A 25939-nucleotide genomic window follows, 5' to 3' on the forward strand; every position below is an offset into this window, starting at 1 on the left:
TAAGGGTCCAGCTTGCTGGGACGATCTGGCGCGTGAAACGCAGGTTCAACAATCCCCTCCCGCAAATACTTCTTGATCGTGTTGCGAGACACGCCCGTCCGCCGCGCGATCTCGCGAATGGGCATCTTGTCACGCAGCGCCCATTTCCGGATAACTTTTAAAAATCCCATGTCTATCACTCCAAGTGCTCCCAGCTGATTCAAGCCGGGGTAAGGTTGCACATGGGTCAATTCTCGATGACAATTTCTGCTGCTGCCGGGTCAGTTCTCAGTGACAATCAACAAAGATGGCTCAGACTCACCGTCCGCTCGGTTTGCAAATCGAAAAACCTGGGTTGCGGACTCCAGCGTCCGATTTCGTCAGGTTGCCCAATTTAGTTTGCGGGCACAGCTAAGGTCGGCTCGCCGCCGATGTCGATCGCCGACCATCAACCCTGGACGCCATACAACTCCCGCAACTGCTGTGGTACCGGCTCGGCAAGGTCGCACTGCACCGTTATCGGAGCTTTGCCCTCCCAGCCTGCGAATTGCACCGGCCCAGCATAACGGAACGGGGCTGCGCGCCCATCGCGCAGTTTCGATTTTCGAAGGAACAAGTGAACCGTCCAGCCGGGCTCCACGCCAGAAATTACGCGACCGCGCATGTCGTCGCGGCGGGTACTGGTCTGGGTCTGCCAGACAAAGCGCGTAGGGCTGGCGAACTGGTCGGCGTAATGGCTGCCGACTGACATGCTACCTTTGTCCATTGTTACCAGCAGGATCATGCTCGCACGCCCTTGAGAACTACGATACCGGCGTTCCATGACCCTGTGTTGAACACCGCTCCGAAATGCGGCGCGATCTGGTCGCGCTGGTATTCCTGCCATAGGGTCAGGCCATGGGTGGGGGCGACCGGTGCGGGGGCTGCATCTTCGGCGGCTTCCGCCAGGCTGGTGCCCTCGGGCATGTCATAGGTCACATCGCGCGCTTGGAGATATCGCAGCAGCCGCCAGTCCACGAGTTCCGAGGCGAGCGCGGCAAGGGCCGCGTTCTCGCCCTCCGCAAACGTGGTTTCGAACGTGCCTGGGCCCAACTGGAACCAGACCGTCTCGGCCAGGATCTTCAGCGGTTGCTGCATTAGGACCGCGCGCAGCCGGGGCGCGTCGTCCGGATCGACGCTCAGGTCCGCCTTGATCTGCGGGTTTCGCCGGGCGAGACGGGAAACGCGCTCCACCAGGTCGCTCAGGGCGATCCGGCCTGGGAAGGCGTCGGCCTCGATCATCGCGCGCAACACCAACATCTTGTAGCTGCGGGTCATGCGGGTTGTCTCGATCTCGTCCAGAAGCGCGCGATGCGCAGTCCAGGCGGTGCGTTGCGCCTCTGAAAGGTCGCCCATGTCGGCCACGAACCCCAGCCAGCCCGCATGCCCCGTGCGGCCGGGGTTGAAGCCCGCGTGCTGCACCTCGGACGCTGTAGGCCGTGTGCCGTGGCGTTCTCGGAAGTCGCGGTAGAAGGCGGCCAGTTCCTCGCCGTCGCGCGGCTGGCGGATCAGGGACCGCAGGATGTCGAGCGCCTGCAGATCATACTGCACCTCGCAACCGACTGGGAACTGGATCAGCTTGTCGGTCAGCCGCTCTAGCGCCAGCCGCAGCGCACCGTCGCCTGCTCCTAGTTTGAGAAGCGTGCGGAACTTCGTCAGGAAAATCCGGTGGTTGCCGATATAGTCGATGACAGCCAGATGTGTTTTCTCTGCCGACTTACGAAGGCCGCGCCCCAGTTGCTGCAGCCAGATCACCGGGCTCTCAGTCGGGCGCAGCATCAGCACTGTGTCGATCGAAGGTACGTCCACGCCTTCGTTGAACATGTCGACGGCGAAGACGATGTCGAGATCACCGTCTTCCAGCGCCTTCAGCGCGCTGGCGCGTGGGGCGGAGGTGTCCCCGGAATGGACCGCCACGGCCCGCAGGCCGCGCGCTTGCGCGAAATCGGCCATGAAATCGGCATGGCGGCGGGAAACGCAGAAGCCGATTGTCTTCTTGCCGCCGCGTTTCGCGAGCTGTTCAAGGGCATTCTCGGCGCGGGCCTGAGTGGCGACGGCTTCGGTAAGCGCAGCCTCGTCGAACCGCCCGCTGCGCCAAGGGATCTGGGAATACTCGACCGGGTCGGGCACGCCGAAATAGTGGAAAGGGGCCAGAAGCCCCCGGTCGATACCCGACCAGAGATCGCATTCGTAGACAAGGTTTTCCTCGCAAAGCCCCAGCAGATCACCACCATCGCTGCGGTCGGGCGTGGCGGTCAGGCCCAGCAGGAAGCCGGGCTGGAAATGGTCGATGATCCGCCGATAGGTGGCAGCGGCCGCGTGGTGGAATTCGTCGACGACGATGTAATCAAAGGCCCGGGGGTCGAACCGGGTCAGGTGCGCATTGCGCGCGAGAGTCTGGACCGAGGCGAAGACAATGTCGGCCTCTGCGTCCTTCTCCTCGCCGTTGTAGCGTCCAAGTCGGGCGCGGGGCCGGACCGCGCGGAAGGCGGCCATGGCTTGGGTCAGGATTTCCTCTCGATGCGCGACGAACAGGACGCGGGCTGCATCCGCGCTGTCGAAGGCCGCAAGGAAGGTTTTGCCCAGCCCCGTGGCCAGCACGACCAGCCCCGCACCATAGCCTTTCGCCCGGGTTGCGCGCAGGCCCGCCAGCGCCTCGTCCTGAACCTCGTGCGGGGTGGGGGCGGTTTCCTGGGCTTCGTTAGGTGCGCCGCTGGCCGTGGGCTGGGGTGCGATGCGGCGCGCCTCGTAGGCGTCGATCCAGGCGGGCGTCAACTCGATCACCTCGGGCCGGGCAAGCAGCGCCTCGAATGCCGCGCGGGCGGCCAGAAGCGGGGCAGGATCGACCGGATCGACATGGCGCAGGTTCCACTCAACGCCATCGGTCAGCGCTGAGCGCGACAGGTTCGACGACCCGACGATCAGCGCCCCGCCGTCACCCGTGAAGGTGAACATCCAGGCCTTGGGGTGAAACGGGATCTGTGCGGCCTGGAACACATGCAGCCTGCGCGCGCCCTCAAGGTCGGAAATCAGCCGAAGCGCCGCCGGTTCCGTCACGCCCAGATAATCGCCGGTCAAGAGCCGCAGCACGCCGCCACGGTCTAGCAGATCGCGCAGATGCGGCAGCACCAGCCTGACGCCGGAGGTCATCAGGAAGGACACCGACAGATCGACGGCGCGCGCCCGGTCGATCATGGGACGCAGATGGGCATGCAGCGCATCTTCGCCGCCCGAGATCAGCGGGCGATCATGGGGCATGCCCGGCAAGGGACCGGGTGCCGCCAATGGCGGATCGAGGCTCAGGTGGACATGGTCGCCAGTCTCGACCAGCGTTACTCGCGCGTTCGTCCCCTCGGTCTCGAGGAGGGCTTGCGCGGGTCCGATCCTAGCGGCAAGGGCCGCTTGCTCTCCGGCGGAAAGCTCCCCCCAGCGGGCCACATGACGGCGGGGCGCGAGAGCAAGGCCTGCGCCGTGGCGGATCAGGATAACATGGGCGTCACATTCCACGATATCGCTGGCGGCGGCATCGCATACAGAGCAGGCAGGGTTGCTTGACCCCTCAGCAGGAACACTCGATCCGCCGGTCACGTCTTATTCACCACTGCATTTACCCACACCTCCGACGTCCGATCCGGGCGACAATCGCGGCTCTCCCAGAGGTCAGGTTCGTTGAACGCGCCACATCCGTCGAGCAACGCCGCCAGACCTTCCGCCGTCATGTCGGTAAACCGGCGTCCGTCCTTCACCCGCGCGCCGGTGCCGCGCTTGAAGGACAGGTAGAGCGCGCCACCAGGAACTAGATGGGCGGCAAGGCGGTCGACGACCCCAGACAGGTCCGCATCGGACACATGCAGTAAAGACGCGCAGGCCCAGATGCCTTCGAACGAATGCTCCCAGGCGAAATCCTCGAAACACATCAGTCGGGTCTCGACTGCCGCATGCGCTTGCGTGGCAGCAACCATGGCAGGCGAGGCATCGAAGGCCTTCACATCGTAGCCCAAGACGCGTAAAGCCAGCGCATCGCGCCCCGACCCTGATCCGGCATCGAGAATACGTGCTGGACCATTCGCCCGCGCAGGTACAGCTGCCAGAAACCGCTCCCTTGCGTCTGACATGTCGACGTCGCGCGTGGTCGCGATGAAAATGGTAGCGTGGCGGTCGTAGTAGTCGGCCAAAATGGCGCTCCAATCGGTCTGATCTCATATCTTCGCTAGAAATCAGAGATTTGACCAGGTGTGGTGCAGCGGTTTTCTTATCAAAGCCGATGCAAGGCCGAGTGCCATGCGATTAGGGGCGCAAATGGGCAAATATGCTCTGCGGTTTATAATCCAGACGACATGGGTGCGTCTTGCTTAGCCTAGCCTATCCGTGCTGATCACTCAGACCGATGATGCGCACCCTCGCATCTTCGAAACAGGCCCTTAGCGATTCTTTCCGGCTACCAAGGCCCTGCACGCAATAAGTATTTAAAAACTGCCGCCCGGCAAAAAGCTTGGCATCCACGGGGCTCAGTGCCGCCTCGTCGCACAAGGCTGCCCAGTTTTCAGAAATGGTCTCGATCTGTCGTGCGATGATCGCGGCAGCATCGTCTTCGCTCAGGTGGTAATCGGTCGCCGCCGACAGGCAGGCGGCAAGCGTGCTCATCCGCGACCCGCCCTTGATCAGCATCGCTTGGGTCGCCTCGTTGCCTGCGCGGCCCTGCGGGCAAATGTCATAGGCTGGCGTCAGAGTCAGCATCTTGCCGTCCCAGAAGGCGGCATGGTTGCGCGCGTGATCGTCGATGTTCCCGCAGAGCACGTTGAAGCAGATCCGCCCGTAAAGCTCGCGCAGCGTTTCCTTGGGATCGGCGAAGCGGTGGCGGATTAACTCGGCAAGGTCCTCGTAGGACGCATAGCGCGCTTCCATCTCGCCCAGACCCAGAATGGTCAGCGCCGAGACCATGGCGCGGCGGTGCCATCCGGCCTCCGCTTTGATCCGGTCGAAACGTTCGATCAGTAGCACGTCCTTGCCCGCCGTCTCGAAAATCGCGACACGGGCCACATTCAGCCCTGACAGCGCCGCCAGACGCATAGCTATGAACTCTGCCTTCACGACGCTGTAGACGTCCTTGCTGGACGAGAATTTGGCGATCAGCTTGCGGTCGTCATCGTCGATCAGTGCTTTGGGTCGGGCGCCACCGATCGAGGTGCCATGATGGATCGCCTGGTCCAGCGTCGGCGTCAGGGGCAGGCCCTTTTCCACGCGGTCCGCGGCCTCAATCAGCTCCTGATAGCTCGCCTGCGTCGACAGACGTGGGACGTATTCGCTGGCTGAGTGCTGGAAATCCAATGCGCCGATCCTGTCCGAGCCGGATTCGAGCAGGTAGGTCAGTTCGTTCAACTCGCCCGCGCCTTGATCCGCGGCTTTTGGGCCGACGAGCCGGTTGATGATCACGCGGCGGCCCCAGGCGTCTGGCGATCCGTCGCGCAGGCAGCTGGCCATTTCCATGTTCGGCGGCGGATCGAGCCGGCCACGTCGGAGGGGCAGCTCGGGCGTGTAAAGAGGGATGGCGTTTGCCCGGTCCAGATAGCTTGCACCATAGTTGAAGGCGTAGCGGCCGCCCTCAGACGTGATGCGACCGGCCACGACTGGCTCGGTCTCGCCCGGCAACCAGACCCAGACGAAGGCGCTGTCAGGTGTCCTGCGGTCAGAAGTCATCATCGACCTCCGTACGGGAAGGGCGGACACTCTTGGGCAGAAGGGTCAACTTTTCGGCAAGCCGGGCGTTTTCCGTGCGCAGGGCCGCGTCGTCCTGGTCGAACAGGCGAACGCCTGACAATGCCGCGGCCTCGAACACGGTGCCGATCTCGGGCCCCGGCGCGCCCTTCTCGATGTTGTAAAGCGTTGTGCGGCTGATGCCGACGCGGTCTGCGAGTTCTTGCGCCGTCATCCCGCGCTCCATGCGCCCGATCCGGATCAACTTGCCTAGAACCGACAGGGCTTCACGCGTCTGGCGCGCGTAGGTTCTTTTGCGCTTCATGGTGGGCTCCAGACGTGTCATTCAGTTTGATGGACGTGAGCTTTCCTTGCGTCCGCTTAGTTGAACATCGTTGGCGTGACTTGATACCATTGTCAATGCATTCGTTCGGTTAAATGAACATTTGGCATCGTTGTGTTTACTTAAATGGACGCTATCAGTCCCTTCTGGTCGATAGAGGGCGTTGCGCGACTTCAAATTTCGACGAGGCCGCCCGAAGCGAGACATGTTCCTCGATGACCAAGGCCGGTCGGCATTCGGTGACCTGCCTCGCCGACGCGACTGATCTCTGCTTGCAGTCCGTGGACTATATAGCTCGAGCACTGTATTCTTGTAATATAGCTCATGAACTATAGGTGTCGGCCGATGGACTTGTCCTTGTTTCCGATCCGAAGCCTGCGCTAGGCAGGTGTTGCGCTCCGCGCCCGGCGGATCGCGCGAAAGCTCAGCCAGAAGGCGTTGGGCAAGATGACCGGCACCGCCCAGTCCACCATTTCGGACGTCGATAATAGCGTCGTGTCCGTGAGCCTTGATGTCTATTTGCGCCTTCTCGAGGCTCTTGGTGCCGAGCTGTCAGCCAAAGACCGTCAGGTTGACGGGGCGAGCACTGATCGCGTAAATCGTCTTGATTTGCTGCCATAGCTCAACAATCTTGGGTCCCGACCCCGGCGATCAATAGGACGCCGGCCCTTTCGATTGCACCCCCTCCAGCGCCTTGTCGACCTTGCGCGTCTTTGCGGCCAACTGTGCCTCCCACAGGATGCGAAACGCCTCGGCGAATTCGACCAGCCCCCCGGCGAAGGTGCGGATCGTGGTCATGTCATCGTCGGTAAACGGGATCGGGCGGCCGCGCAATTTGGCCTCGTTCAGCTTGCGGGCGATGTGGTTGACAGCGGTGCCTTCGGTCGCGACCTGCGCGCACTAGGCTTGCAGATGGTCCAGCACGACCGGATCGACCGGACACAGCAGGATGTCGGCCGCCCCCATAAGGCGGCGCAGCGCGGCAGGTTGGTCGGTGATGCCGCGGCGCTCAAGCGCGCCCTGGAACCCCTTCAGCTGGCGTGCGCTCAGGCGGGTGCTGATCGTCGTGGTGGGGCCAGGGCGCGTGCCTTTGGCCCGGCTCAGCGTGTTGTAGATCGTCCGGATCGAGACGCCGAAGCGGCGGGCCAGCACGGCGGCAGGCGTGCCCCCGGCGCGTGCCTCGATGATCTGGCGGCGTTCGTCGTCGGTCAGTTTGCGATGGTGGCGCATGTGAAGTTTACGTTCCTATTTCTTGCCAACTTCCTCCAAGCCTCCCGCCTCCCAGCGTCAGCGGAGGCGGGTCAGCGGCTTGGAGTCCGTTTCGGTGGGTTCTCTCGGCGGGACGGGCTGCGGGATGCGCGATGCGGGAAACGCGATACGCGCAACACAGTACAGTACACCGGACGCGGCGCAAAGGACGCGATGCGAACGACACGGCGCAGGGGACGCAGGACAGGGCGCACGCTTCGGAAAGCGCGATGCACAACACGCGATACGCGGCGCATTTTGCAGAGGACGCGCCGTTCATCCCGCCAAGCCCGCGGCGCGCAACTGGCCGTCGGTCACCAGCCCCGCCGCCACCAGCGCGGTCACCTGCGGGGCGGTGATGTGTTTGCACATCGGGCTGCGGTCGCGCACCCAAGCGGCCAGCCGTGGATGATGATCGGCGGCCAGCGTTGTTCGGGCCTCTCGTTCATCGGCCGCCACTTCGAGGAAGCGCTGCCAGCGGCGGCCAGCGAACCAGTTGTCGGCGAAACAGACCTTCGCACGTGTGAAACCCGCGCTCTCGGTCGCGTAGGCCTGCACGGCGCGCAGCAGGTCGTCCGGGTTGATCCCCTCGGCCAGCGCTTCGACAATCGCGCTCAGACTCGCCGCCTTCCCGCGCTGCCAGTCCTTCGGGTAGGCAGCCCAGATCTTCTCAACCCTGTCATCTACCGCCGCCTCCGCGCGCTTGCGCGTAGGTGGTTTATGGACGGTTTTAGGGTGGTTTGGGGTCCACGCTGGACGGGGTCCACTGTGGACCCCGTCCCTTCGTCAGGTTCGGCAGAGCTTTCCAGCGCCATCACCCGGTCCAGCGCGATCCGGTAGATCACGGTGAATCCGTTCTTGCAGGGCCGCCGCCCGGTCTCGACCAGGATGCCCTCGCGCAGGAAATCGGTGATGGTCCGCTTGACCGTGCTTTCGCCCAGCTCGGTGTGGCGCTGGATCGTGCCCTTGGAGCACCAGATGCCGGAGCCGTCGTCGCTCGCCTTATCGGCCAAGAACATGATGATCTGTTTGCGCGAGGCGCTGCCGAAGATCCGGTCGGCGCAGAGATTGGCGACCTTCCAACTCATGCGCGGGCCCCCGGGAAGGAGGCGCGGCGCCCCCTTGACCGTGATGGATCAAACCGCTTGACAGAACGGAAAACGCCTCCGCACCATCCGCCCAAAGCCCCTTTCCGGGCCCACAAATGGTTTGACAATCGGCCCGTAAGTGCCTGATTTTCCATGGTGGGTTTGACAGAAATTTCGCGCCTAACCGACTGATCTTCCATCCACAATTTGGGATTGAAAATCCTCGTGTCGGTGGTTCGATTCCGCCCCCGGGCACCACTTTCAGGCACATGGCGCTGCGTGCCGCGGCTGCCGGACGTCCGTGACTCAGAAACTGAATTGCATACCGACAAATCCGGATATCGCGCTTTGCCCGGTGATGTTGCCGTCGTTTCGGCTGTGCATGAGGCCGACGCTCAGATTGCCCGCTCGGGACACGGGAACCTGATATGCGAGGCCCAGATCAAGCTGACGTGCGACTGGCGCAAGGCTGATATCGTGGCTGGCAAAACGAACCTGGCCATTCGTCAATTGCACCGGCAAATCCATGCGCGCCGACCCCCGCGTTATGCCGATCGGCTGGCGGACGAAAATCGAGAGGACATCCCCCGCTTTGCGGACATCCGCCTGCGCAACAGCCAGCCCGACCCGGTCATAGCTGAGCGCGCCGAGATTGCTGAGCAGTCCCGCGCCGTCCCCTGTCGCGATGCCGATCTCTGCGGTCATGCGCAGGGCTGTGACCGGCGACAGGCCAGCTGCCACATCGATATGCAGCGCATTGGTGACAGAGCTGATGTCATCCGCATTGCCGGGCTGGCCGATGCCAAGGATCGTGCCATCCGTGCGCATCGTCGTCAGCCCGACTTGCGCCTGCCCCCAAGCCAGATCAAACCTGCGATGCAGCGAGAGCCCGGTCGTTGCGTTGCCTGTGACGAGCGCGGCACCAAGATCGCCCTGCGGCGCCGTGAGCGGAACAATTTCGCCGCCCAAAAGCTCGGCGCCGGATTGATCGCGCCAGGCATTCCGATAGCCGGCAAGATCACCGCCGCCGCGGATTGCAGCGTTCATCGCGTGACGGTTGCCCCCCATATCGGTCCGCAACACCGCCATCAACGCCGCGGCCGCGGGGTCTTCGCGGCGGTCAGTGCCCGCCAACACGGCTCCGGACACCGAAAAACTGCCGTAAAGCTGGTCCGTGGTCAGAATATCCACAGCGGCCAAGGCCTGCGACAACCCGTCCCCGACAGCTGCGCCAGCCGTGATCGCCGCCGTGCCCAGATCAACAAAGCCACCATCGGCCATCGGCACGATTGCCTGCCCGATCGGCAGCAAGGCCGACCGGAGATCCAGAAAGCCGTGCCCGAATTCCGCGTTGTATCCATGCGTGATGCCCGGCGCGAATTCGTGCACGAAGTCATGCGTGAAAAATCCATTGTCCGCCGTCGCAAGCAGCCTGTCGCGCAATTGCGCAGCGCTCAGTTCGGGGAACGCCTCGGCCAAAAGCGCGATGGAGCCTGCGACCTGCGGCGCAGCAAAGGAGGCACCGACGCCGATCTGATAGCTGCTGTCGCTGCTTTGCGCGGCAACCTTGATCTGCCCGTTCGCCGCCATGCAGAATCGCGCGGTTTCAAGACAGGCCGTGGACACGCGTATTGCGTCCCTGATGCCGGTATCGTCGAATTCGGGGATCACGTTGATCACGCTGATCCAGTTGGCTTCCAGGTCAGGGGCGCCCAGGGGCAGCGCCGCCATCAGGCTTGCACTCGTGGCATTGTAATCGTTTTGCAGCGCGAACACGATCACACCGTCTTTTGCAAAGGTGCGCAGGCCGCTGACATAGGGGCGCGTCGCCCACAGGAAACTGCCCATGTCGCTGTTCTGGACGGTCTTGTCGGCCAGACCCCAGGAATTGTTGGATACAATCGCGCCGATCTGGGCTGCGTCGCGCATGTGGTTGCCAAGCGTCGACCAGCTGACCGAGGTTGCATAATTCAGATAGCCTTGATGAAGGTCGGCCCCCGGCGCAAAGCCAAGAGTGCCGCCGTTCGTCCCGTTTCCCGCCAACACAGACGCGACGGCGGTGCCATGAAAATCGCCCGATGCAGGTGCGCCCCCGGACGTATGGATCGTCTTGCCGCTGAATTGGTCGTGCGACAGCCGGATACCATCGTCGATCATCGACACTGTCTGCCCCGCCCCGGTCAGCCCCGTTGACAGCGCGTAATCAAGCCGTGCCGCAACAAGCGGGTGCGATCTGACGATCCGGCCACCACCACGAAAGACCGGGTGGGCGGTGACGCGCAGGTTGAAACCAAAGCTGTTCGCGACAAAGCCCGACAGGCTGCGTATCCGTTGCACGTCTGCCGGATCGAATTCCGTAACGAAGTACCGGTTCCAAGGAAAAGGGTTGTCGCCCGACGTCGTGCCGATGATCGCCGGGGGCCCATCATCGGGCGGCGCGGTGACGACGCCTCCGGCTGTCCCCGACCCTGCGTCATCCAGATTGCAGGCTGCAAGCGAAAACAGCAGAACAAGAGAGAGCGATCTTTTCACGTCGTCTGGTCCTTTGTCAGATGCCTGTCGGATCAAAGGCCCCGAGTGTTAAAAAACCCCTTCAGTCGCTGGACTGATCGCTTAAAACACTATGAAAAATTGGGGCTTTTCAGTCCGCCAAGGCGCAAGCACAGGCAAGACCGCCTGCGCGCAATCGGTGACTTTCGCGTCCCGACGCCCTGGGCGATCGCAGGTCTGCGATGTCAAAAACCTGTGTCAGATGCGGCGTGATCGGTGCTGCCTTTCGGCACGGGGCTGCATCATCGCGCCAAGGTCAGGCGGCCTCTGTCGGTAATCGTCAAATGCAGTTGCAAACGCTTCTCATTTGCATACATATTGCGAACACCACGTCACGATTCGAAGGAAACCCGCATGTTGGCCAAAAGGTTGAACCCCACACTTGTCGCGACGGCTGCCGCCATCGCAATCACAACGCCTGCCCTGTCGCAGGACCAGCCGCTGAACGTATTGACCACCGTTACGATGATTGCGGATGTTGCGGCCAATGTGGCGGGCACATGCGCCGAGGTCACTTCGCTGCTGGGTGCTGGCAGCGATCCGCATCTTTACCGGCCGACCGCAGCGGATGTCCAAAAGCTCGCCAGTGCTGATCTGATCCTCTACGTCGATCCCGCACTCGAGGCGCGACTGGCCGAGGTGCTGGCGGGCTTCACCGACAGAACCGCGACAGTCGGCCTTGCGCGCGCGGCCTTTGACGACAGCATATTGATGGGCGATGCCGAAGACGCGGATCAGATCGACCCGCATCTGTGGATGGATGTCAGCCTCTGGGCACGGATTGCCCCCGTGATCGCCGATGCCATCGCCGCCCAGCGCCCCGATTGCGCCAGTGATCTGGCCGCGAATGTCGCGGATTACACGGCCCAACTGGACGCCCTGCATGGGTGGGTGACAGCCGCGATCGGTTCGATCCCCGAGGACCAGCGCCTGTTGGTCACCGCACATGACGCGTTCGAATATTTCGCTGCGGGCTATGATATGCAAGCCTCGGAAGCCATCGAAGGCATCAGCACTGAATCCGAGGCGAGCATCGCAGATATCCGCGGTGTCGCGGCCTTTGTCGCTGACAGCGGCGTGCCTGCGGTTTTTGTCGAAACCACCATCAACCCCCGCACGATCGAGGCATTGGTCGCAGAGGTACAAAGCCAAGGCCATGATGTCGTCATCGGCGGCGCGTTGTTTTCGGACGCGATGGGTGATGACGGCACCCCCGAGGCGACCTATATCGGAATGATCCGCGCCAATACGGTCACTCTCACCGAAGCGCTTGGCGGAGAGCTGCCGGACTGGCCTGCGGCGTTGCAGGACTGGGCGCAGGATTGGAACTTGGACTGACGCCACCGCGCTAGCGGCGCATGGCTTGCCCTGCGCCGCCCGCACTGGAGAGATGATGATGCGTGACGACACCCTGCACGAGCCTGATCAGGCGCTGCATGTCGAGGACCTGACCGTCACCTACGGCGCCAATCCGGTGCTATGGGACATCGACCTTGATGTCCCGCCCGGTGTGATGTGCGCCATCGTCGGCCCCAATGGAGCGGGCAAATCGACGCTGATCAAGGCGGCGCTCGGACTGGTGCGCCCGGTGGCAGGTCATGTCCGTTTTCTGGGTCGTCCCATCGGGCAGATGCGCGGGCAGATCGGCTATGTCCCGCAGCGCCACAGTGTTGACTGGGATTTCCCCACAACCGCGCGCGATGTGGTGGAAATGGGGCTTTACCGGCATCTGGGCTGGCTGCGTCGTCCGGGCAAGGCCGAACATGCCCGCGCGCTGGCGGCCTTGGCCGAGGTCGGGATGCAGGATTATGCCGACCGCCAGATCAGCCAGTTGTCGGGCGGCCAGCAGCAGCGCGTCTTTATCGCCCGCGCCCTTGTGCAGGACGCACCTATCCTGATCCTTGACGAACCGATGGCGGGCGTCGATGCCAGCACCGAGGCGATCATCATCGCCCTGCTGAAAAAACTGCGCGACGCCGGGCGCACAATCATCGTCGTGCATCACGACCTGACAACCGTGCAAAGCTATTTCGACTGGCTGGTCATGCTGAACGTCCGCATCATCGCGCAAGGCCCAGTCAGTGAGACCTATTCGGCGGATAACCTGCGCGCGGCTTATGGCCGTCATCTGGCGATGATCGCGGTGCCCGCAGAGGAACCTGCGCCGTGACCGCAATCGCCGCTCTGCTGTCCAGCAGTATCGTTCAGACCGTTCTGGTCGGTGCGGCGATCCTTGGGGCGATTTCAGGGATGCTCGGGGCTTTTGCCGTTCTGCGGCGGCAGAGCCTTCTGGGCGACGCGCTGAGCCATGCCGCCCTGCCCGGCGTCTGTCTGGGTTTCCTGATCGCGGGCGGGCGCGATCTGGGCAGCGTGATGGCCGGAGCCTTTGCCACAGGCGCGCTTGCCGCGCTGATCATGATGCTGATCGTGCGGCGCACCACGCTCAAGACCGACGCCGCACTTGGCATCGTGCTGAGCGTGTTTTTCGCGGTCGGGATTGTCCTGCTGACGGTGATCCAGTCAGAGGGCGGATCCGGCAGCCTTGGGTTGATGACTTTCCTCTTCGGGCAGGCCGCCGCGATCCTGCGGAGCGATCTTTGGATCATGGGCGGGATCGGCCTTGCCGCCTTGATGCTGGTGCTGGCCTTGTGGAAGGAATTCAAACTGGTCAGCTTCGACGCCGATTTCGCGCGTGCGCAGGGCTTTCCGGTCACCGTGCTGGAGGCCGGGCTGACCGTGATGGTGGCCCTCGCCATCGTTGTGGGCTTGCAGCTTGTCGGCGTGGTTCTGATGGTGGCGCTGCTGATCGCACCGGCGGCAGCCGCGCGGCAATGGACCAATTCGCTGGGCGGCATGGTGCTGTTGTCAGCCTTGATCGGGGCTGCGTCCGGTGCGGGAGGCGCATTGGTCAGCGCCACGACACGGGGGCTGGCCACCGGCCCGGTCGTGGTGCTGATCGCCACGGGCATCGTTGTCGTGTCCTTGCTGGTCGCCCCCGGGCGGGGGCTTTTGTGGCAGGCAGCCGCGACGCGTCAGGCGCGCGCACGGATCAGCGACGGGCGGGTGCTGGCCACCTTGCAAGGCTTTGCGCGGATGCATGACGACGCGGGCTATCCGTCCGAGCGCGGCATGTTGCAGGTCGCCTTGGGCGCCAAGCCGCCCGCAGCACGGCTGGCATCGCTAGAAAGCCGCGGGTTGATCCGGTCGGTCATGCATCCGCCCGAAACCACCCCGCATTGGGAACTGACGACCGCGGGCCATACCGAGGCGGCCGCTTTATCAGGCCAGCCGGGCGACACCGCGAAGGGGGGCACGGAATGATCGCCGCCTTCTTCAACTCAATCCCGATGATGATCGTGCTGACCGGCGTGCTGACAGGGATTTCGGCGGCGCTGCTGGGATCGTTCCTGATCCTGCGCGGCAATGCGATGCTGACCGATGCGATCAGCCATTCCATCGTCTTCGGGATCATCGTGGTCTGGCTGCTGACAGGCCAGACGTCGGGCCCGGTACAAGTGTTGGGCGCGGCCATCACGGGCGTGCTGACGGTAGTGTTGTCCGAGCTTCTGGCACGATCACGGCTGGTCAAGATGGACGCCGCGATCGGGCTGGTCTTTCCCGCCCTTTTTGCCGCCGGTGTGATCCTGATTTCGATCAACGCGCGCAACGTGCATCTGGACGTCGACAGCGTCCTGCTGGGCGAGATCGGGTTTGTCTGGCTCAATACTGTGCCGCTGTTCGGCGTCAATGTCCCTGTTGCCGTGGCCACGCTTGGCGTGGTGACGGTCGCGAACCTTGCCTTCGTGCTGGTGTTCTGGAAAGAGCTGAAGCTTGCGACATTCGACGCAGGACTTGCTGCCGCGCTGGGGTTCCTGCCGGGCATCTTGCATTATGCGATCCTGACGCTGACCAGCGTGACGGCAGTCGCGGCTTTTGACGCGGTCGGCGCGATCCTGTTCATCGCGTTTGTGATCGTCCCGCCTGCAACCGCCTATCTGTTGACCCGCCGCCTATGGCTGATGGTCGTGCTGGCAGTGGTTTTTTCGGTCGCAGCCTGTGTCAGCGGCTATTTTCTGGCCCTGCGCTGGAATGTGTCGATTGGCGGCATGATGGCCAGCATGACCGGCGTCTGGTTCGCGCTGGCCTTGCTGTTCGCGCCGGCGCAGGGGTTGATCGCACAGGCGCTGCGCTGGCGGACCGAGCGGTTGGACCATGATTGCCGGGCGCTGGTGGCGCATCTTTTCACCCATCAGGACACCCCCGCCATGGCCGAGGAAAACACGCTGCGCGCCTTGGTGGATCACCTGCGCTGGACCGAGCCGCGTGCCCGCGCCGCCGTGCTGCGCGCACATGACCGCGATCTGATCGAACGCCGCGCGGGGCTTTTGGCCCTGCGCCCGAAAGGCAAGGCCGAGGTGGAGGCGATCTTTGGCCGCTAAGCGGCGCAACACGCGTCCTTTCAGCAGCTGCGCTCCTGACGCTCTGGCCGCCGCCGGCACGGGGGGAAGGGGCCGGCGGCGTCACCTCGCCGGGTGAGACGGCGGAACGACAAGCGGCGTCAGAGGCTGCGCCGCGCTGTGATCCGAATATGTAAATGGTACTCACTTGCGTCAAGCGGAAAGTGAGAGAGACTTACTTTTGGTACGGCAAACCGTCGGAATCAGCCTTGAGAGACGACTTTCTGCGTCTGCACGCCCAACCCGTCGATGCCGAGCCGGACGGTTTCGCCCCCGGCAAGATAGCGTTGCGGCTTTTGGCCCATTCCCACGCCCGGCGGTGTCCCGGTCGAAATGATGTCGCCCGGTTGCAGGCTCATGAATCGCGAACAATAGGCGATCAGATGCGGCACCTTGTAGACCATCGTTGCGGTGGTCCCATCCTGGTAACGTTTGCCGTCCACATCGAGCCAAAGCCGCAGGTTGTCGTGGTCGGCCACTTCATCAGGCGTGACCAGCCAAGGCCCCGTTGGCCCGAAGGTATCGCAGCCTTTGCCTTTGTCCCATGTACCGGCGCGTTCCATCTGGTATTCGCGCTCCGAAACGTCGTTGATCACGCAAAAGCCCGCGACATGGGCCATGGCATCCGCCTCGTCGATATGGACGCCGCCCTGCCCGATCACCACGCCCAGTTCCACCTCCCAGTCGGTCTTGACCGATCCGGGCGGAATCATGATGTCGTCGTCGGGCCCGATGATCGCCGAAGTCCATTTGCCGAAGATCACCGGTTCGGGCGGTACGGCAAGACCGCTTTCGGCGGCGTGATCCGCATAGTTCAGCCCGATACAGATGAATTTTCCGACCTGCCCGACGCAAGGACCAAGGCGCAGATCATCCTGCGGCGTGCCGTCGACGATGGGCAGGCTGTCGATCTCAAGCGCCCTCAACCGGGCGATTTCATCCGGCAGCAGCGCTGCGCCGGCGATATCCGCGACATGGGCAGACAAATCGCGCACACGCCCCTGCGCATCCAGACATCCGGGTTTTTCCTGACCGCGCGCGCCGTATCGCAATAGTTTCATCTGCTCTTCGTCTTTCCAGTTTTGGGCATTGGCGAACCCGGACGACATCAGGGGCCGCGTCTGTTTGCAGGGCCGGTCACAATGGACGGCATGGGTTTCACCGTCATCGATAGTCGACCGATCACAAAAGTAAAAGCCGGTGTTGATGCTTGCGGAACCTTCTGCGCCGCTTATCGCGGCGATCGCGGCTTGGCCCTTTGCATGACCCCAGCCGACAAGGTGCTGCATGATTCTCCCGGTCCGGGCAGTGCCGCCAGTATGCTTGCGCCAGCGTGAAAAGGTCTGCGGCATCCACCCAGATGCAGGTTTACCCCGGCCTTGATTTGGGCAAATATGCCGGAATACGGGAAAACGTGCCAGAAGAGGCGCAGGAGTCACGCCACGACCTGCTGAGTTCAATGACACATTTCTTTCATGACAAAGCGTTTTTCGAGACCCTTCGCGACGAGGTGCTGCAACCCCTGTTCGCCAACGTCCCCGATGATGGTATTCGTGCATGGACGGCCGGCGTCGCAGCCGCCACAGACGCTTACAGCCTTGCGATCCTTTTGCTGGAAGACACCGCGCGTCGCAACGTCTCCGTCCCGATCCACATAGTTGCCAGCGATGAGGACGAAAGCGTGCGCGCCGGACGCTTTCCCCGCACCATCGAAGCCGATGTGTCGCAAGAACGGCTCAGCCGCTTTTTCATCGACAAAGGCACGCATTACCGCGCCTGCAAAGACTTGCGCGCGCTGGTGCTGTTTTCCGACAACAACCCGTTGCAAGACCCGCCTTTCACCCAGCTTGACCTGATCATCTGTCGTGACCTGCTGATCAATCTTGAACGTCCCGTCCGGGACCGGGTGCTGCGCCAGTTTCACGACGGGCTGCGGCCCGGCGGTGCGCTATTGCTGGGCGCGGCCGATCCTCCGCCATCGCTCTCGGACCTGTTCAAGATGCGCAATCCGACAGCGCAGCTTTACAGCGCGCTTGCGGGTGCCGGACAACGCAATCGGGCGATGCCCCTCGCATCAAGAGACCAGACAGCGCCGGATCGGGTGTCCGAAGTGCCCCCCGCCACGATGCCCGGGCTGACACAGGCCGCGGCGGCGGACCAGCTTGCCCCGCCCGGCATATTGGTCGACGCAGCGGGCAAGATCATTCAGATGTCGCCGGGCGCTGGCCGCTTCATCCTGCCGTCCGGCGATGTCTTGACGATGCCGCTGGTCAAAGTGCTACGGCCCGAATTGCGCGCAGGTTTTGGTCCGGCCTTGGACAAGGCCCGGGAGAGCGGACTGCCGATACTCAGCCAGCCCGAAAACGTGGCCCTTGAAGGCCACACGCACGGTATCGCGCTGCATATCCTGCCGGACATCAGCGATGACGCGACAGGCGGTCAGGCGATGGTCATCTTCATCGACGCAGGTCCCAGCCCCGACGACAGGCGCAATGACTTGGCAGAACTGATGGCGGCAGCCGGGATCGGCATGCTTTCACTGGATACGCACATGCGTATCCGCGTGTTCACGCCGCCCGCGGCGGACCTGTTCGCCATCACCGAAACGGACACCGGGCGCCTGATCACGGATGTCACAAGCAGGCTGGTCTATGACACGCTGGACAAGGACGCACGCCAGGTCTTGCGTGATCTGATCCCCGTCGAGACCGAGGTCCAATGTCAACTTGGCAGATCGTACCTCCTCCGCATCCACCCCGACCGGCGGACCGACGGCAGCATCGCAGGTGTCGTTCTGAGCTTCGTCGATATCTCGCCCGCGCGGCGGATCGAAAGCGACTTGCGCGAAAGCCAGCAGAATTACCAGACGCTGTTCGATTCCATCGATGAAGGTTTCGCCATCATCAAGGTGCTGTTCCAGAACGACATTCCCGTCAATTACCGCTTTATCAAGGTCAACAGCGCCTTTGAGCGGCAAACAGGCCTTGCCAATGCCCAAGGCAAGACAGCCCGGGATATGGTGCCGCACCTCGAAAGGTATTGGCCACAAAGATACGGCAAAGTCGCCATCTCGGGCGAACCGGAAAGGTTCGAGGCCCCGTCCGACGTGATGGGCCGCTATTTCGACGTCTACGCCTTTCCCGTCGGGCAGAAGGGCGCGCACATGGTCGGCATCCTGTTTCGCGATGTCAGCGCACGCAAGGAGGCCGAACAACAGCGCCAATTGCTGACCGATGAGTTGAGCCACCGGGTCAAGAACACGCTGGCCGTCGTGCAGGCACTTGCCCGGCAACCGGGATCACCGCAGATGACGGTCGAACAATACCGCGACCGTTTCATCGGGCGCATTCAGGCGCTGGGCCATGCACATGACCAATTGCTGCAAACGCATTGGAAGTCCGCCGATCTTGCGACGCTGGCACGCAAGGCGCTGGCACCCTATCGTGTCGAGGGACGGCGCGACGTGGACATCAGCGGCCCAGAGGTCGTGCTGACCCCCAAGCAGGGGCTTGGGCTGGCGCTGATCCTGCATGAGCTGGCGACGAATGCCTCGACATATGGCGCGCTGTCGGTGGAAGGCGGGACGCTTGGCATGACATGGGAACTGACCTCGGTCGGGACGGCGCAGATGGTCCATCTGATCTGGCACGAAAACGGGGGGCCACCTGTCGAACCTGCCCACGATCCCGGCTTTGGGATGCGACTGATCAAGCAAGCCTGCACCTACGAGCTTGACGGAAACGTGGAACTTTTGCCGCTGGCGACGGGTTATCACGCAGAGATTTCTTTTCCCATGGATAGGACAGGGCATGGATGACCAGATACCGCCCGCAACCGCGCTGGCCGGGAAAAAGATCCTGATCGTCGAAGACGAGATGCTTTTGGCGCTCGATTTGCAGTTGCTTCTCGAAGATGAGGGCTGCGAGGTTCTGGGGCCCGTTCAAGACGCAAAACGCGCACTTGAAATGCTGGCGGACAACCGCCCTGACGCCGCGACGCTGGACATGAACCTGAACGGGCGGTCGTCGGCACCGATTGCGGTCGCCTTGCGTGAAAAAGGAATTCCCTATGTCGTGATCAGCGGATACAGCGCCCCGCCAGACGCTGAACCCGCGCTGCGGGATGTACAGCTGTTGGCGAAACCGATCTCGAACGCCCTGCTGCTGCGGGAATTGGCGGCACTTCTGGATGGGTCCGCGCGCGCCTGACGTGCCATGGCCAAGCGGTCAACGGGCAGATCCGTCAACAAGGCATCGACGACGTGGCAGTCCGCTCAGCGCCGGGACGCACCGACAGAGCGCGCATCCGGTTGCTCGCGTTCGAGATACCGGGCGACATAGGTTTCGCGCACAAGCGTAAGCCCGACCGCCGCCAGCGGGGTCGCCAGCGCCAAGCCCAGAATGCCGAACAGCGTGCCCATCAACAGCTGCGCCGAGATGATCAGCGCGGGCGGCAATGACACCTGTTCCTGCTGGATCAACGGGGTGATCACATAGCTTTCCAGCGACTGCACCGCGACATAGACGCCGACGGCCAGCAAGGCGATTGTCGGCCCCTGCGAAAACCCCAGCAGAACCCCCGGCACAGCCGCAAGAATGGGGCCGATATTCGGAATAAAGGCCAGTAGCGCGGCGATCAGCCCGAGAACCGGCGCAAGCGGCACACCGATCGCCCAAAGCCCCAGCCATGTCAGCACCCCGACGATCGCCATCGCAAAAAGCTGTGCCAGCAACCAGCGTTTCAACGTATTCACGATTTCCATCAGAACGTCCTTGCCTTGGGACCGCAGGGATGGTGCAAGCATGGCGATCACGCCCTTGCGGTAGATGGTTGGTGCCAACGCGACATAAAGGCCGATGAACAGCATGATGATCATGTTGCCCAGCGCGCCGAAAGTAGACGTGACCGCACCCGCCGCCGATGCGCCACCTTCTGCCGACAGCAAGGCGCTTGGGGTTGCCCGCGCCAGCAACGCGTCGCCCCAGGAATATTGGGCGATCCGGTCACGCAGATCGCTGATCGCCTCGGGGACGCGCTGCAGCAATTGTTCGAACTGGTCGGCGACAACAGGCGCAAAGCCGACACCGAACATCACAAGGGCCGCGATGATCCCTGCGATCACAACAAACACACCGAAAATCCGGTTCAACCCCAAACGCCGGGCCAGCCAATCCGCGCTACCGCCGAAAAACACGCCGACCAGCAACCCGGTGAAGACGACAAGCAACACGTCGGGTGCAAAGATCAGGACAAGGATCAGGACCGCTGCCAGTACCGCCAGCGACACCGGGCGCGGTGCCCATCCGGGTGATGTTTCATCGTGATGCGTCAGATCGTCGGTCAAGATAGTGCCCCGTGCTAAACGCCTTGCAGCCTTGGCCGCGCGTCATTGCCTATGCGCGCCCAACGCGCCGCTGCACAAAACAGTTCCCGTCAGGATCGCGCGCGCGCCCGCTCGCCCCGGTCTTACCTGCGCCGATACAGCCAGAGCACGACCGGGGCGAGCGTGATCGTCAGCACGACCGGCGCGATCAATGCAAGGCAGACCTGTGTCAGCGTCGCCGTTCCCGCCATCAGCCCACGCAAAGCCGTCGTCATCAGGGACACCGGATTGACCGCGACGAAACTGCGCAACCAATCGGGCATGGTGGCCGGATCGACAAGAATGTTGGACGCAAAGGTCAACGGAAACAGGATCGTGAAGCCCAGCGTCATGACCGTCATCGGCGTGCGCACCAGCAGGCCCAGCACGATGAACACCCAGCCCATCCCGAATCCGATGGTCAGCAGCAGCGCAAAGGCCAACGCCGTGCCGACAAAACCCGCCTCGGGGCGATACCCAAGGATCAGCCCGATCCCGAGGATGATCCCGCCCGCGATCAGGTGGCGCATCACATCACCGACCATCAGCCCGGCAAAGGGGGCCAGCGACCAGATCGGCAATGTCCTGAACCGGTCGAACAGCCCCTTCTGGAAATCCGTCGACAGGCCCATCCCCGAATAGACCGAGTTGAATACAACCGTCTGGACCAGAATCCCCGGCAGAAAGAATTGCAGGTAGTCCCCGGTCGACCCTGCCAAGGCGCCGCCGAAAACGAACGTAAAGAGAAGGGTGAACATCAGCGGCGTCATGACCAGATCGAACAACTGCTCGGGGACATGCCGAAACTTCAGGATGGCGCGCCAGCCGAACACGAGCGCATTCGACACCGGCCCCGGAGCGCGCGGCGGCGCGACTTGGCGCAAGGCCGCGATCGTCACATCATTTTGCGCCGTGTCAGCCGGCGACATTCGGGCGGTTTGCGCGGCTGCATCCGTCATGTCATAGCCTCCGTTGTATTGCGCTTGCCGTCTTTCGCCCTGTCGGGTCCGCCGGTCAGCGCAAAGAACACCTCGTCCAGACTGGGCGCGCCCATGCGGAAATCCGTCAGATCAAAGCCCGCTTCGATCAGCGCGGCCAATGCGGCATTCGCCGCCGTCGCGCTGCCTGCCAGAACCGACAATTCGGCACCTTCGGGGCTGCGCTGCACACTGCCGCCAAGATGCTGCATCAACAAGGCGGCTGCCGCGTCGCACTGCCCCGGATCTGCAAGCGACACATGCAGGAACCCCGATCCGGTCGCGGCCTTCAGTTCGCGGCTGGTGCCTTCGGCGATCTTGCGGCCGTGGTCGATGACCGCGATCCGTTCGGCAAGCTGATCGGCTTCTTCCAGATATTGCGTGGTCAGCAGGATCGTGACGCCTGCACCGGCGAGTTGCCGGATCAGATGCCAAACGCCCTGCCGCGCAGATGGATCAAGGCCCGTCGTCGGTTCATCCAGAAACAGCACGCCCGGTGTCACGATCAACGATGCCGCGATATCCAGCCTGCGGCGCATCCCGCCGGAATAATTCTTGACCTGTTTGCGGGCCGCCGCCGACAGATCGAAGGCCGCCAAAAGCTCGTCCGCCCGCGCCCGCGCGGCACCGGACCGAAACCCCCACAAGCGCGCCAGCATCACCAGATTGTCGCGCCCCGTCAGATCCTCGTCCAATGATGCGAATTGGCCGGTCATAGCGATCGAGGCGCGTACCTTGTGCGGCGCGGTGGTGATATCGTGTCCCATCACTGTGGCCGTGCCCGCATCGGCCGCCGTCAGCGTCGCCAGCATCCGCAGCAAAGTGGTCTTGCCGGCCCCATTCGGCCCAAGCACGGCAAAGATCGTGCCGCGCCGCACATCAAGGTCGATCCCGGCAACCGCTGTCAGGTCGCCGAACCGTCGCACGAGACCGCGAGCCCTGATCGCCAGATCCTGTTGGTCCGTCATCCGGTCACCTCTCGCGGGTATGCCCTTGGCCAAGGCGGGCCTGTCGGGGTCAGATTAACCGCGGTGCCGGGTGATGGGAACCGTGTTTTGGGCTCAGACCGTCCGCTCGCCGGTGATGGCAGCGTCCAGTTCGCGGATCAGACGGCTTTCCTCTTGCGCCTTGGGCTGCGAGAACCGCGCCAGCAAAAGATAGGCGACCGGCGTCAGATACAGCGTCGATACCGTCGCAAGCCCCAGCCCGCCCACGATGACCCAACCCAGCGCCTCGCGCGCTTCGGCCCCTGCGCCAAACGACAGGATCAGCGGCACACCACCCAGCACGGTCGAAATCATCGTCATCATGACCGGGCGCAGGCGGATCGTGCTCGCATGTTCGATGGCATCGCGGATCGGTTCGCCCCGGTCGCGCAACTGATTGGCGAATTCGACGATCAGGATACCGTTCTTGGCCATGATCCCGATCAGCATCACCAGTCCGATCTGGCTGTAAAGGTTCAGGCTTAGCCCGGTCAGCACCAGCGCGACCATGGCACAGGCAATCCCGAAAGGCACCGTCGCCATCACGACGATCGCCGAGATGAAACTCTCGAATTGCGCCGATAGCACAAGGAACACCACCAGCAGTGCAAAACCGAAGGTCAGCAGCAGCCCGGCAGAGGTTTCATCCAGCGTCGCGGCCTCGGCCAGCGGCACAAGGTTGTTCTGCGGTGCCAGCACATCGTCCGCGATCGCCTGCACCTGCGCCAGCGCTGCCCCCAGCGGCAGGTCAGGCGTAAGCCCTGCCGAAATCTCGACCGACCGGTTCTGCCCCTCGCGTTCGAGTTCGGGCGCGACTGCGCGTTCCTCAAGCCGGACGAAAGTCGACAGCGGCACCATCTGCCCATCCCCGGATTGCACAAAGACATTCTCCAGATCTCCGGGATCATTCACCGGGTTTGTCGTCGCCAGCAACTGGATGTCATAGCTTGTATCATCAAGGAACACCGTCCCGACGCTGCGCCCGTCAAGTACCGCGCGCAGGGCATCGCCCAATCCCGTGATGTCGATACCCAGATCGGACGCGCGGGTGCGGTCTATCTCGATGAACAATTGCGGCTGGGTGGTTTCATATTCCAGCCGAACCTGTCCGAACGCGGGGTTTTCCTGCATCCGCGCCACCAATTGTTCGGCCACGGTTGCAAGTTGGTCATAATCGTTGCCGGTGACCGCAAAGGTCAGACCGCGCCCTGCCCCGCGAATACCCAGCGAATTGGGCTGGATTGCAAAGGCACGCACCCCGATCACATTGCGCAAGGCCGCGTTGATGTCGCCCACGATCTCTTGCTGGCTGCGGGCGCGGTCGTCCCAATGCGCCAGCGTCATCACCATGAAGCCGCGTGCATTGGACCCCGTGCCGCTGATCGAAAACAGGTTCGTGATCTCGCCGCTGTCGCGCAAAGGCTGCATCAGGTCCTCGATTTCGCGCATCTTGGTGGCGGTATAATCGAGCGACACACCCTGCGGCGCCGACACGCTGAGCAACGCGACCGCCCGGTCCTCGGGCGGGGTCAGTTCCTGCCGGATACCTGTGGCCATCATCGCCGCGGTCAGGGCAAACAGAACGGCCACGATGATGACGACCGCCGGATTGGCCAGCGCGCTGCGCAGGGTCGCGGCATAGAATGCCGCAAGCCTGTCGCCAAGCCATCCGAAAAACCCGCCCGAGGACGGCGCACTGGCATCCGCACGCAACAGGCGGCTGGCCAGCACCGGGCACAGGCTCAATGCCACGACCGAGGACAGCCCCACCGCAAAGGCCAGCGTAAAGCCGAATTCGCGGAACAAGCCGCCCGCCTGCCCCGGCAGGAACGACAGCGGGATGAACACCGCGGCCAGCGTCGCCGTTGTTGTGACGACGGCAAAGAACACCTCTTGCGTGCCCAGAACGGCGGCGGCGCGCGGCCCCATACCTTCGGCGCGGCGGCGCACGATGTTTTCCAGCACGACGATCGCATCGTCCACGACCATCCCCGTCGCCAGCACCAATGCCAGCAACGTCAGAATATTGACCGAAAACCCGACCAGATAGATCGCCGCAACCGTGCCGATCAGGGCGACCGGGATGGTCAGCACCGGGATCAGCGTGGCGCGTAGATCGCGCAGGAAAATGAAGATCACGACGACCACGATCGCGACGGCCAGCATCAGCGTCTTGAGCACCTCGGAAATCGATCCGCTGATAAACACCGCATCGTCGGAGGTGATGAAAATGTTGACGTCCTCGGGCAGCGTCCGCCGCAGGGTCTCGACCGCCTCGTGCACGCCTGCGGAAATCGCCAAAGTATTGCTGGTCGCCTGGCGCACGACACCAAGGCCAAGGCCGGTTTCCCCATTCGCCCGCAAGATCGTTTCGTTCGGCGCCGGGCCAAGCGTCACGCGCGCCACGTCACCAACACGCACGTTATCGCGGATCACCAGATCCTCGAACGCTCCGGGCGTGGCCACGGCGGCGGTCGTGCGCACATTGATTGACTGGCGATCACCCGCCAGATCGCCCGCAGGCGCATCATAGGCGACATCCGCGAGGGTGTTGCGCAGATCGGCGAGCGTCAGCCCCCGGCTGGCCAGTTCCATCAGGTTGATGTCGATCCTGAAAATCGGGGTACGGTCGCCGTAGACCTGCAAATCGGCGACACCGTCGATGGAAATCAGCCGGTCCTCGATATTGTCGCTGACCAGGCGGGTCAGGTCCTGGGCGCTGCGTGTCGCCGACGTCACAGCGATCCGCACCACCGGCTGTGCATCTGCATCGGCTTTGACGATGCGCGGGGCCTCTGCGCCATCGGGCAGGCTGTTGATGATCCGCGCCACCGCATCGCGCGCATCGGTTGCGGCGACGTCGATATCGGCATCGCTTGCGAATTCCAGTGTCACGCGGCTGCTGCCGAAACGCGACGTCGACGAAATCGAGCGCACGCCGGCGACGCGCCCCACGGCGCCTTCGATCCGTCCGGTGACTTCCTGATCGACTGTTTCGGGGGACGCGCCGGGAAAATCGGTCGAGATCGAGATGACCGGACGGTCGACATTAGGCAATTCGCGGACTTCGACCCCAAAGAGGCTTGCGACACCTGCGATGATGATCAACGCGCTCAGCACGAAGGCAAGTATCGGCCTGCGCACGAACAGCGCGGTACCCGAACGTCCGGCATCCTCGGCTGTGCGTTGTTTCATCGTCCGTTTCCTTTCAATGTC

Annotated in this window: 23 protein-coding genes, 1 tRNA gene and 1 pseudogene; 9 read left to right on the forward strand and 16 right to left on the reverse strand. The window is 63.1% G+C overall.

Annotated features, from left to right (window positions below; genetic code table 11):
- The 6 genes from H147_RS0113910 to H147_RS0113935 form a co-directional block, all read right to left on the reverse strand.
- Positions 1-170: helix-turn-helix domain-containing protein (locus tag H147_RS0113910; protein ID WP_019955989.1), on the reverse strand; the 170-nt coding region annotated here is incomplete at its 3' end.
- Positions 171-427: 257 nt separating this feature from the next.
- Positions 428-763 (reverse strand): DUF3427 domain-containing protein, encoded by a 336-nt coding sequence (locus H147_RS20555; RefSeq protein ID WP_019955990.1) that lies wholly within the window; start codon positions 761-763, stop codon positions 428-430.
- A complete protein-coding gene (locus tag H147_RS19800) occupies positions 760-3525 on the reverse strand; it encodes a DEAD/DEAH box helicase family protein (RefSeq protein WP_245541150.1) in 2766 nt (921 codons plus the stop codon). Before H147_RS19800 ends, H147_RS20555 begins: the two co-directional genes overlap by 4 nt.
- Before the next feature lie 77 nt (positions 3526-3602).
- A complete protein-coding gene (locus H147_RS0113925) occupies positions 3603-4193 on the reverse strand; it encodes a class I SAM-dependent methyltransferase (RefSeq protein WP_019955993.1) in 591 nt (196 codons plus the stop codon).
- Between the two features lie 187 nt (positions 4194-4380).
- Positions 4381-5715, reverse strand: a complete 1335-nt coding sequence (locus tag H147_RS0113930; protein ID WP_026352534.1) for a type II toxin-antitoxin system HipA family toxin — start codon at positions 5713-5715, stop codon at positions 4381-4383.
- Complete coding sequence (locus tag H147_RS0113935; RefSeq protein WP_019955995.1) at positions 5705-6037, reverse strand: helix-turn-helix transcriptional regulator; 333 nt, start codon at positions 6035-6037, stop codon at positions 5705-5707. The genes H147_RS0113930 and H147_RS0113935 overlap by 11 nt, the downstream gene beginning before the upstream one ends.
- A gap of 417 nt (positions 6038-6454) precedes the next feature.
- Between H147_RS0113935 and H147_RS20560 the strand changes: the two are divergent.
- Positions 6455-6676 (forward strand): annotated as a pseudogene (locus H147_RS20560) (helix-turn-helix domain-containing protein); the annotation flags it as partial.
- A gap of 30 nt (positions 6677-6706) precedes the next feature.
- Here H147_RS20560 and H147_RS0113945 read toward each other — a convergent pair.
- The 4 genes from H147_RS0113945 to H147_RS21375 form a co-directional block, all read right to left on the reverse strand.
- A complete protein-coding gene (locus tag H147_RS0113945; protein ID WP_211216563.1) occupies positions 6707-6853 on the reverse strand; it encodes a hypothetical protein in 147 nt (48 codons plus the stop codon).
- A gap of 102 nt (positions 6854-6955) precedes the next feature.
- Entirely contained in the window at positions 6956-7285 is a 330-nt protein-coding gene (locus tag H147_RS0113950; RefSeq protein WP_019955998.1) for a helix-turn-helix domain-containing protein, read from the reverse strand.
- A 294-nt stretch (positions 7286-7579) separates the two neighbouring features.
- Entirely contained in the window at positions 7580-7861 is a 282-nt protein-coding gene (locus H147_RS21370) for a hypothetical protein (RefSeq protein ID WP_019955999.1), read from the reverse strand.
- A 125-nt stretch (positions 7862-7986) separates the two neighbouring features.
- Entirely contained in the window at positions 7987-8391 is a 405-nt protein-coding gene (locus H147_RS21375; RefSeq protein ID WP_019956000.1) for a hypothetical protein, read from the reverse strand.
- A gap of 131 nt (positions 8392-8522) precedes the next feature.
- Here H147_RS21375 and H147_RS21040 point away from each other — a divergent pair.
- Positions 8523-8649: transfer RNA gene (locus H147_RS21040), tRNA-Ser, on the forward strand.
- 48 nt (positions 8650-8697) lie between these two features.
- On the opposite strand, the gene H147_RS0113960 is transcribed toward H147_RS21040, so the two are convergent.
- The gene (locus H147_RS0113960; protein ID WP_110570985.1) at positions 8698-10923 is read right to left on the reverse strand and encodes a S8 family peptidase; all 2226 of its coding nucleotides are present in this window, start codon (positions 10921-10923) and stop codon (positions 8698-8700) included.
- A gap of 372 nt (positions 10924-11295) precedes the next feature.
- Here H147_RS0113960 and H147_RS0113965 point away from each other — a divergent pair, with 372 nt between their 5' ends.
- From H147_RS0113965 to H147_RS0113980, 4 genes are read left to right on the forward strand one after another with little or no spacing between them, the layout of a single operon-like run.
- A complete protein-coding gene (locus H147_RS0113965) occupies positions 11296-12279 on the forward strand; it encodes a metal ABC transporter solute-binding protein, Zn/Mn family (RefSeq protein ID WP_019956002.1) in 984 nt (327 codons plus the stop codon).
- A gap of 52 nt (positions 12280-12331) precedes the next feature.
- Entirely contained in the window at positions 12332-13111 is a 780-nt protein-coding gene (locus H147_RS0113970; protein ID WP_019956003.1) for a metal ABC transporter ATP-binding protein, read from the forward strand.
- Positions 13108-14262, forward strand: coding sequence for a metal ABC transporter permease (locus H147_RS0113975; protein ID WP_019956004.1), 1155 nt, complete (start codon positions 13108-13110; stop codon positions 14260-14262). The genes H147_RS0113970 and H147_RS0113975 overlap by 4 nt, the downstream gene beginning before the upstream one ends.
- Positions 14259-15380 (forward strand): metal ABC transporter permease, encoded by a 1122-nt coding sequence (locus tag H147_RS0113980; protein ID WP_019956005.1) that lies wholly within the window; start codon positions 14259-14261, stop codon positions 15378-15380. Before H147_RS0113975 ends, H147_RS0113980 begins: the two co-directional genes overlap by 4 nt.
- Before the next feature lie 221 nt (positions 15381-15601).
- On the opposite strand, the gene H147_RS0113985 is transcribed toward H147_RS0113980, so the two are convergent.
- Positions 15602-16459, reverse strand: coding sequence for a fumarylacetoacetate hydrolase family protein (locus H147_RS0113985; protein ID WP_026352536.1), 858 nt, complete (start codon positions 16457-16459; stop codon positions 15602-15604).
- 81 nt (positions 16460-16540) lie between these two features.
- On the opposite strand from H147_RS0113985, the gene H147_RS21045 reads away from it, so the two are divergent.
- Genes H147_RS21045 through H147_RS0113995 form a run of 3 tightly spaced genes read left to right on the forward strand, consistent with a single transcriptional unit; the run spans position 16541 to position 19606 of the window.
- A complete protein-coding gene (locus H147_RS21045) occupies positions 16541-16735 on the forward strand; it encodes a hypothetical protein (RefSeq protein WP_211216566.1) in 195 nt (64 codons plus the stop codon).
- A gap of 23 nt (positions 16736-16758) precedes the next feature.
- Positions 16759-19215, forward strand: a complete 2457-nt coding sequence (locus H147_RS0113990) for a CheR family methyltransferase (RefSeq protein WP_019956007.1) — start codon at positions 16759-16761, stop codon at positions 19213-19215.
- Positions 19208-19606 (forward strand): response regulator, encoded by a 399-nt coding sequence (locus H147_RS0113995; RefSeq protein WP_019956008.1) that lies wholly within the window; start codon positions 19208-19210, stop codon positions 19604-19606. The genes H147_RS0113990 and H147_RS0113995 overlap by 8 nt, the downstream gene beginning before the upstream one ends.
- A 65-nt stretch (positions 19607-19671) precedes the next feature.
- Here H147_RS0113995 and H147_RS0114000 read toward each other — a convergent pair whose 3' ends face one another.
- From H147_RS0114000 to H147_RS0114015, 4 genes are all read right to left on the reverse strand, one after another.
- Positions 19672-20742 (reverse strand): AI-2E family transporter, encoded by a 1071-nt coding sequence (locus tag H147_RS0114000; RefSeq protein WP_019956009.1) that lies wholly within the window; start codon positions 20740-20742, stop codon positions 19672-19674.
- A gap of 122 nt (positions 20743-20864) precedes the next feature.
- Positions 20865-21719 carry an ABC transporter permease gene (locus H147_RS0114005; RefSeq protein WP_019956010.1) on the reverse strand — a complete coding sequence of 285 codons (855 nt, stop codon included), beginning with the start codon at positions 21717-21719 and terminating at the stop codon, positions 20865-20867.
- On the reverse strand, positions 21716-22705 hold the full coding sequence (locus tag H147_RS0114010) for a daunorubicin resistance protein DrrA family ABC transporter ATP-binding protein (protein ID WP_019956011.1): 990 nt from the start codon (positions 22703-22705) through the stop codon (positions 21716-21718). Before H147_RS0114010 ends, H147_RS0114005 begins: the two co-directional genes overlap by 4 nt.
- A gap of 93 nt (positions 22706-22798) precedes the next feature.
- Positions 22799-25918 (reverse strand): efflux RND transporter permease subunit, encoded by a 3120-nt coding sequence (locus tag H147_RS0114015; RefSeq protein ID WP_019956012.1) that lies wholly within the window; start codon positions 25916-25918, stop codon positions 22799-22801.
- Positions 25919-25939 lie beyond the last annotated feature (21 nt).

The sequence above is a fragment of the Yoonia vestfoldensis DSM 16212 genome, assembly GCF_000382265.1.
Lineage (GTDB): Bacteria > Pseudomonadota > Alphaproteobacteria > Rhodobacterales > Rhodobacteraceae > Yoonia > Yoonia vestfoldensis.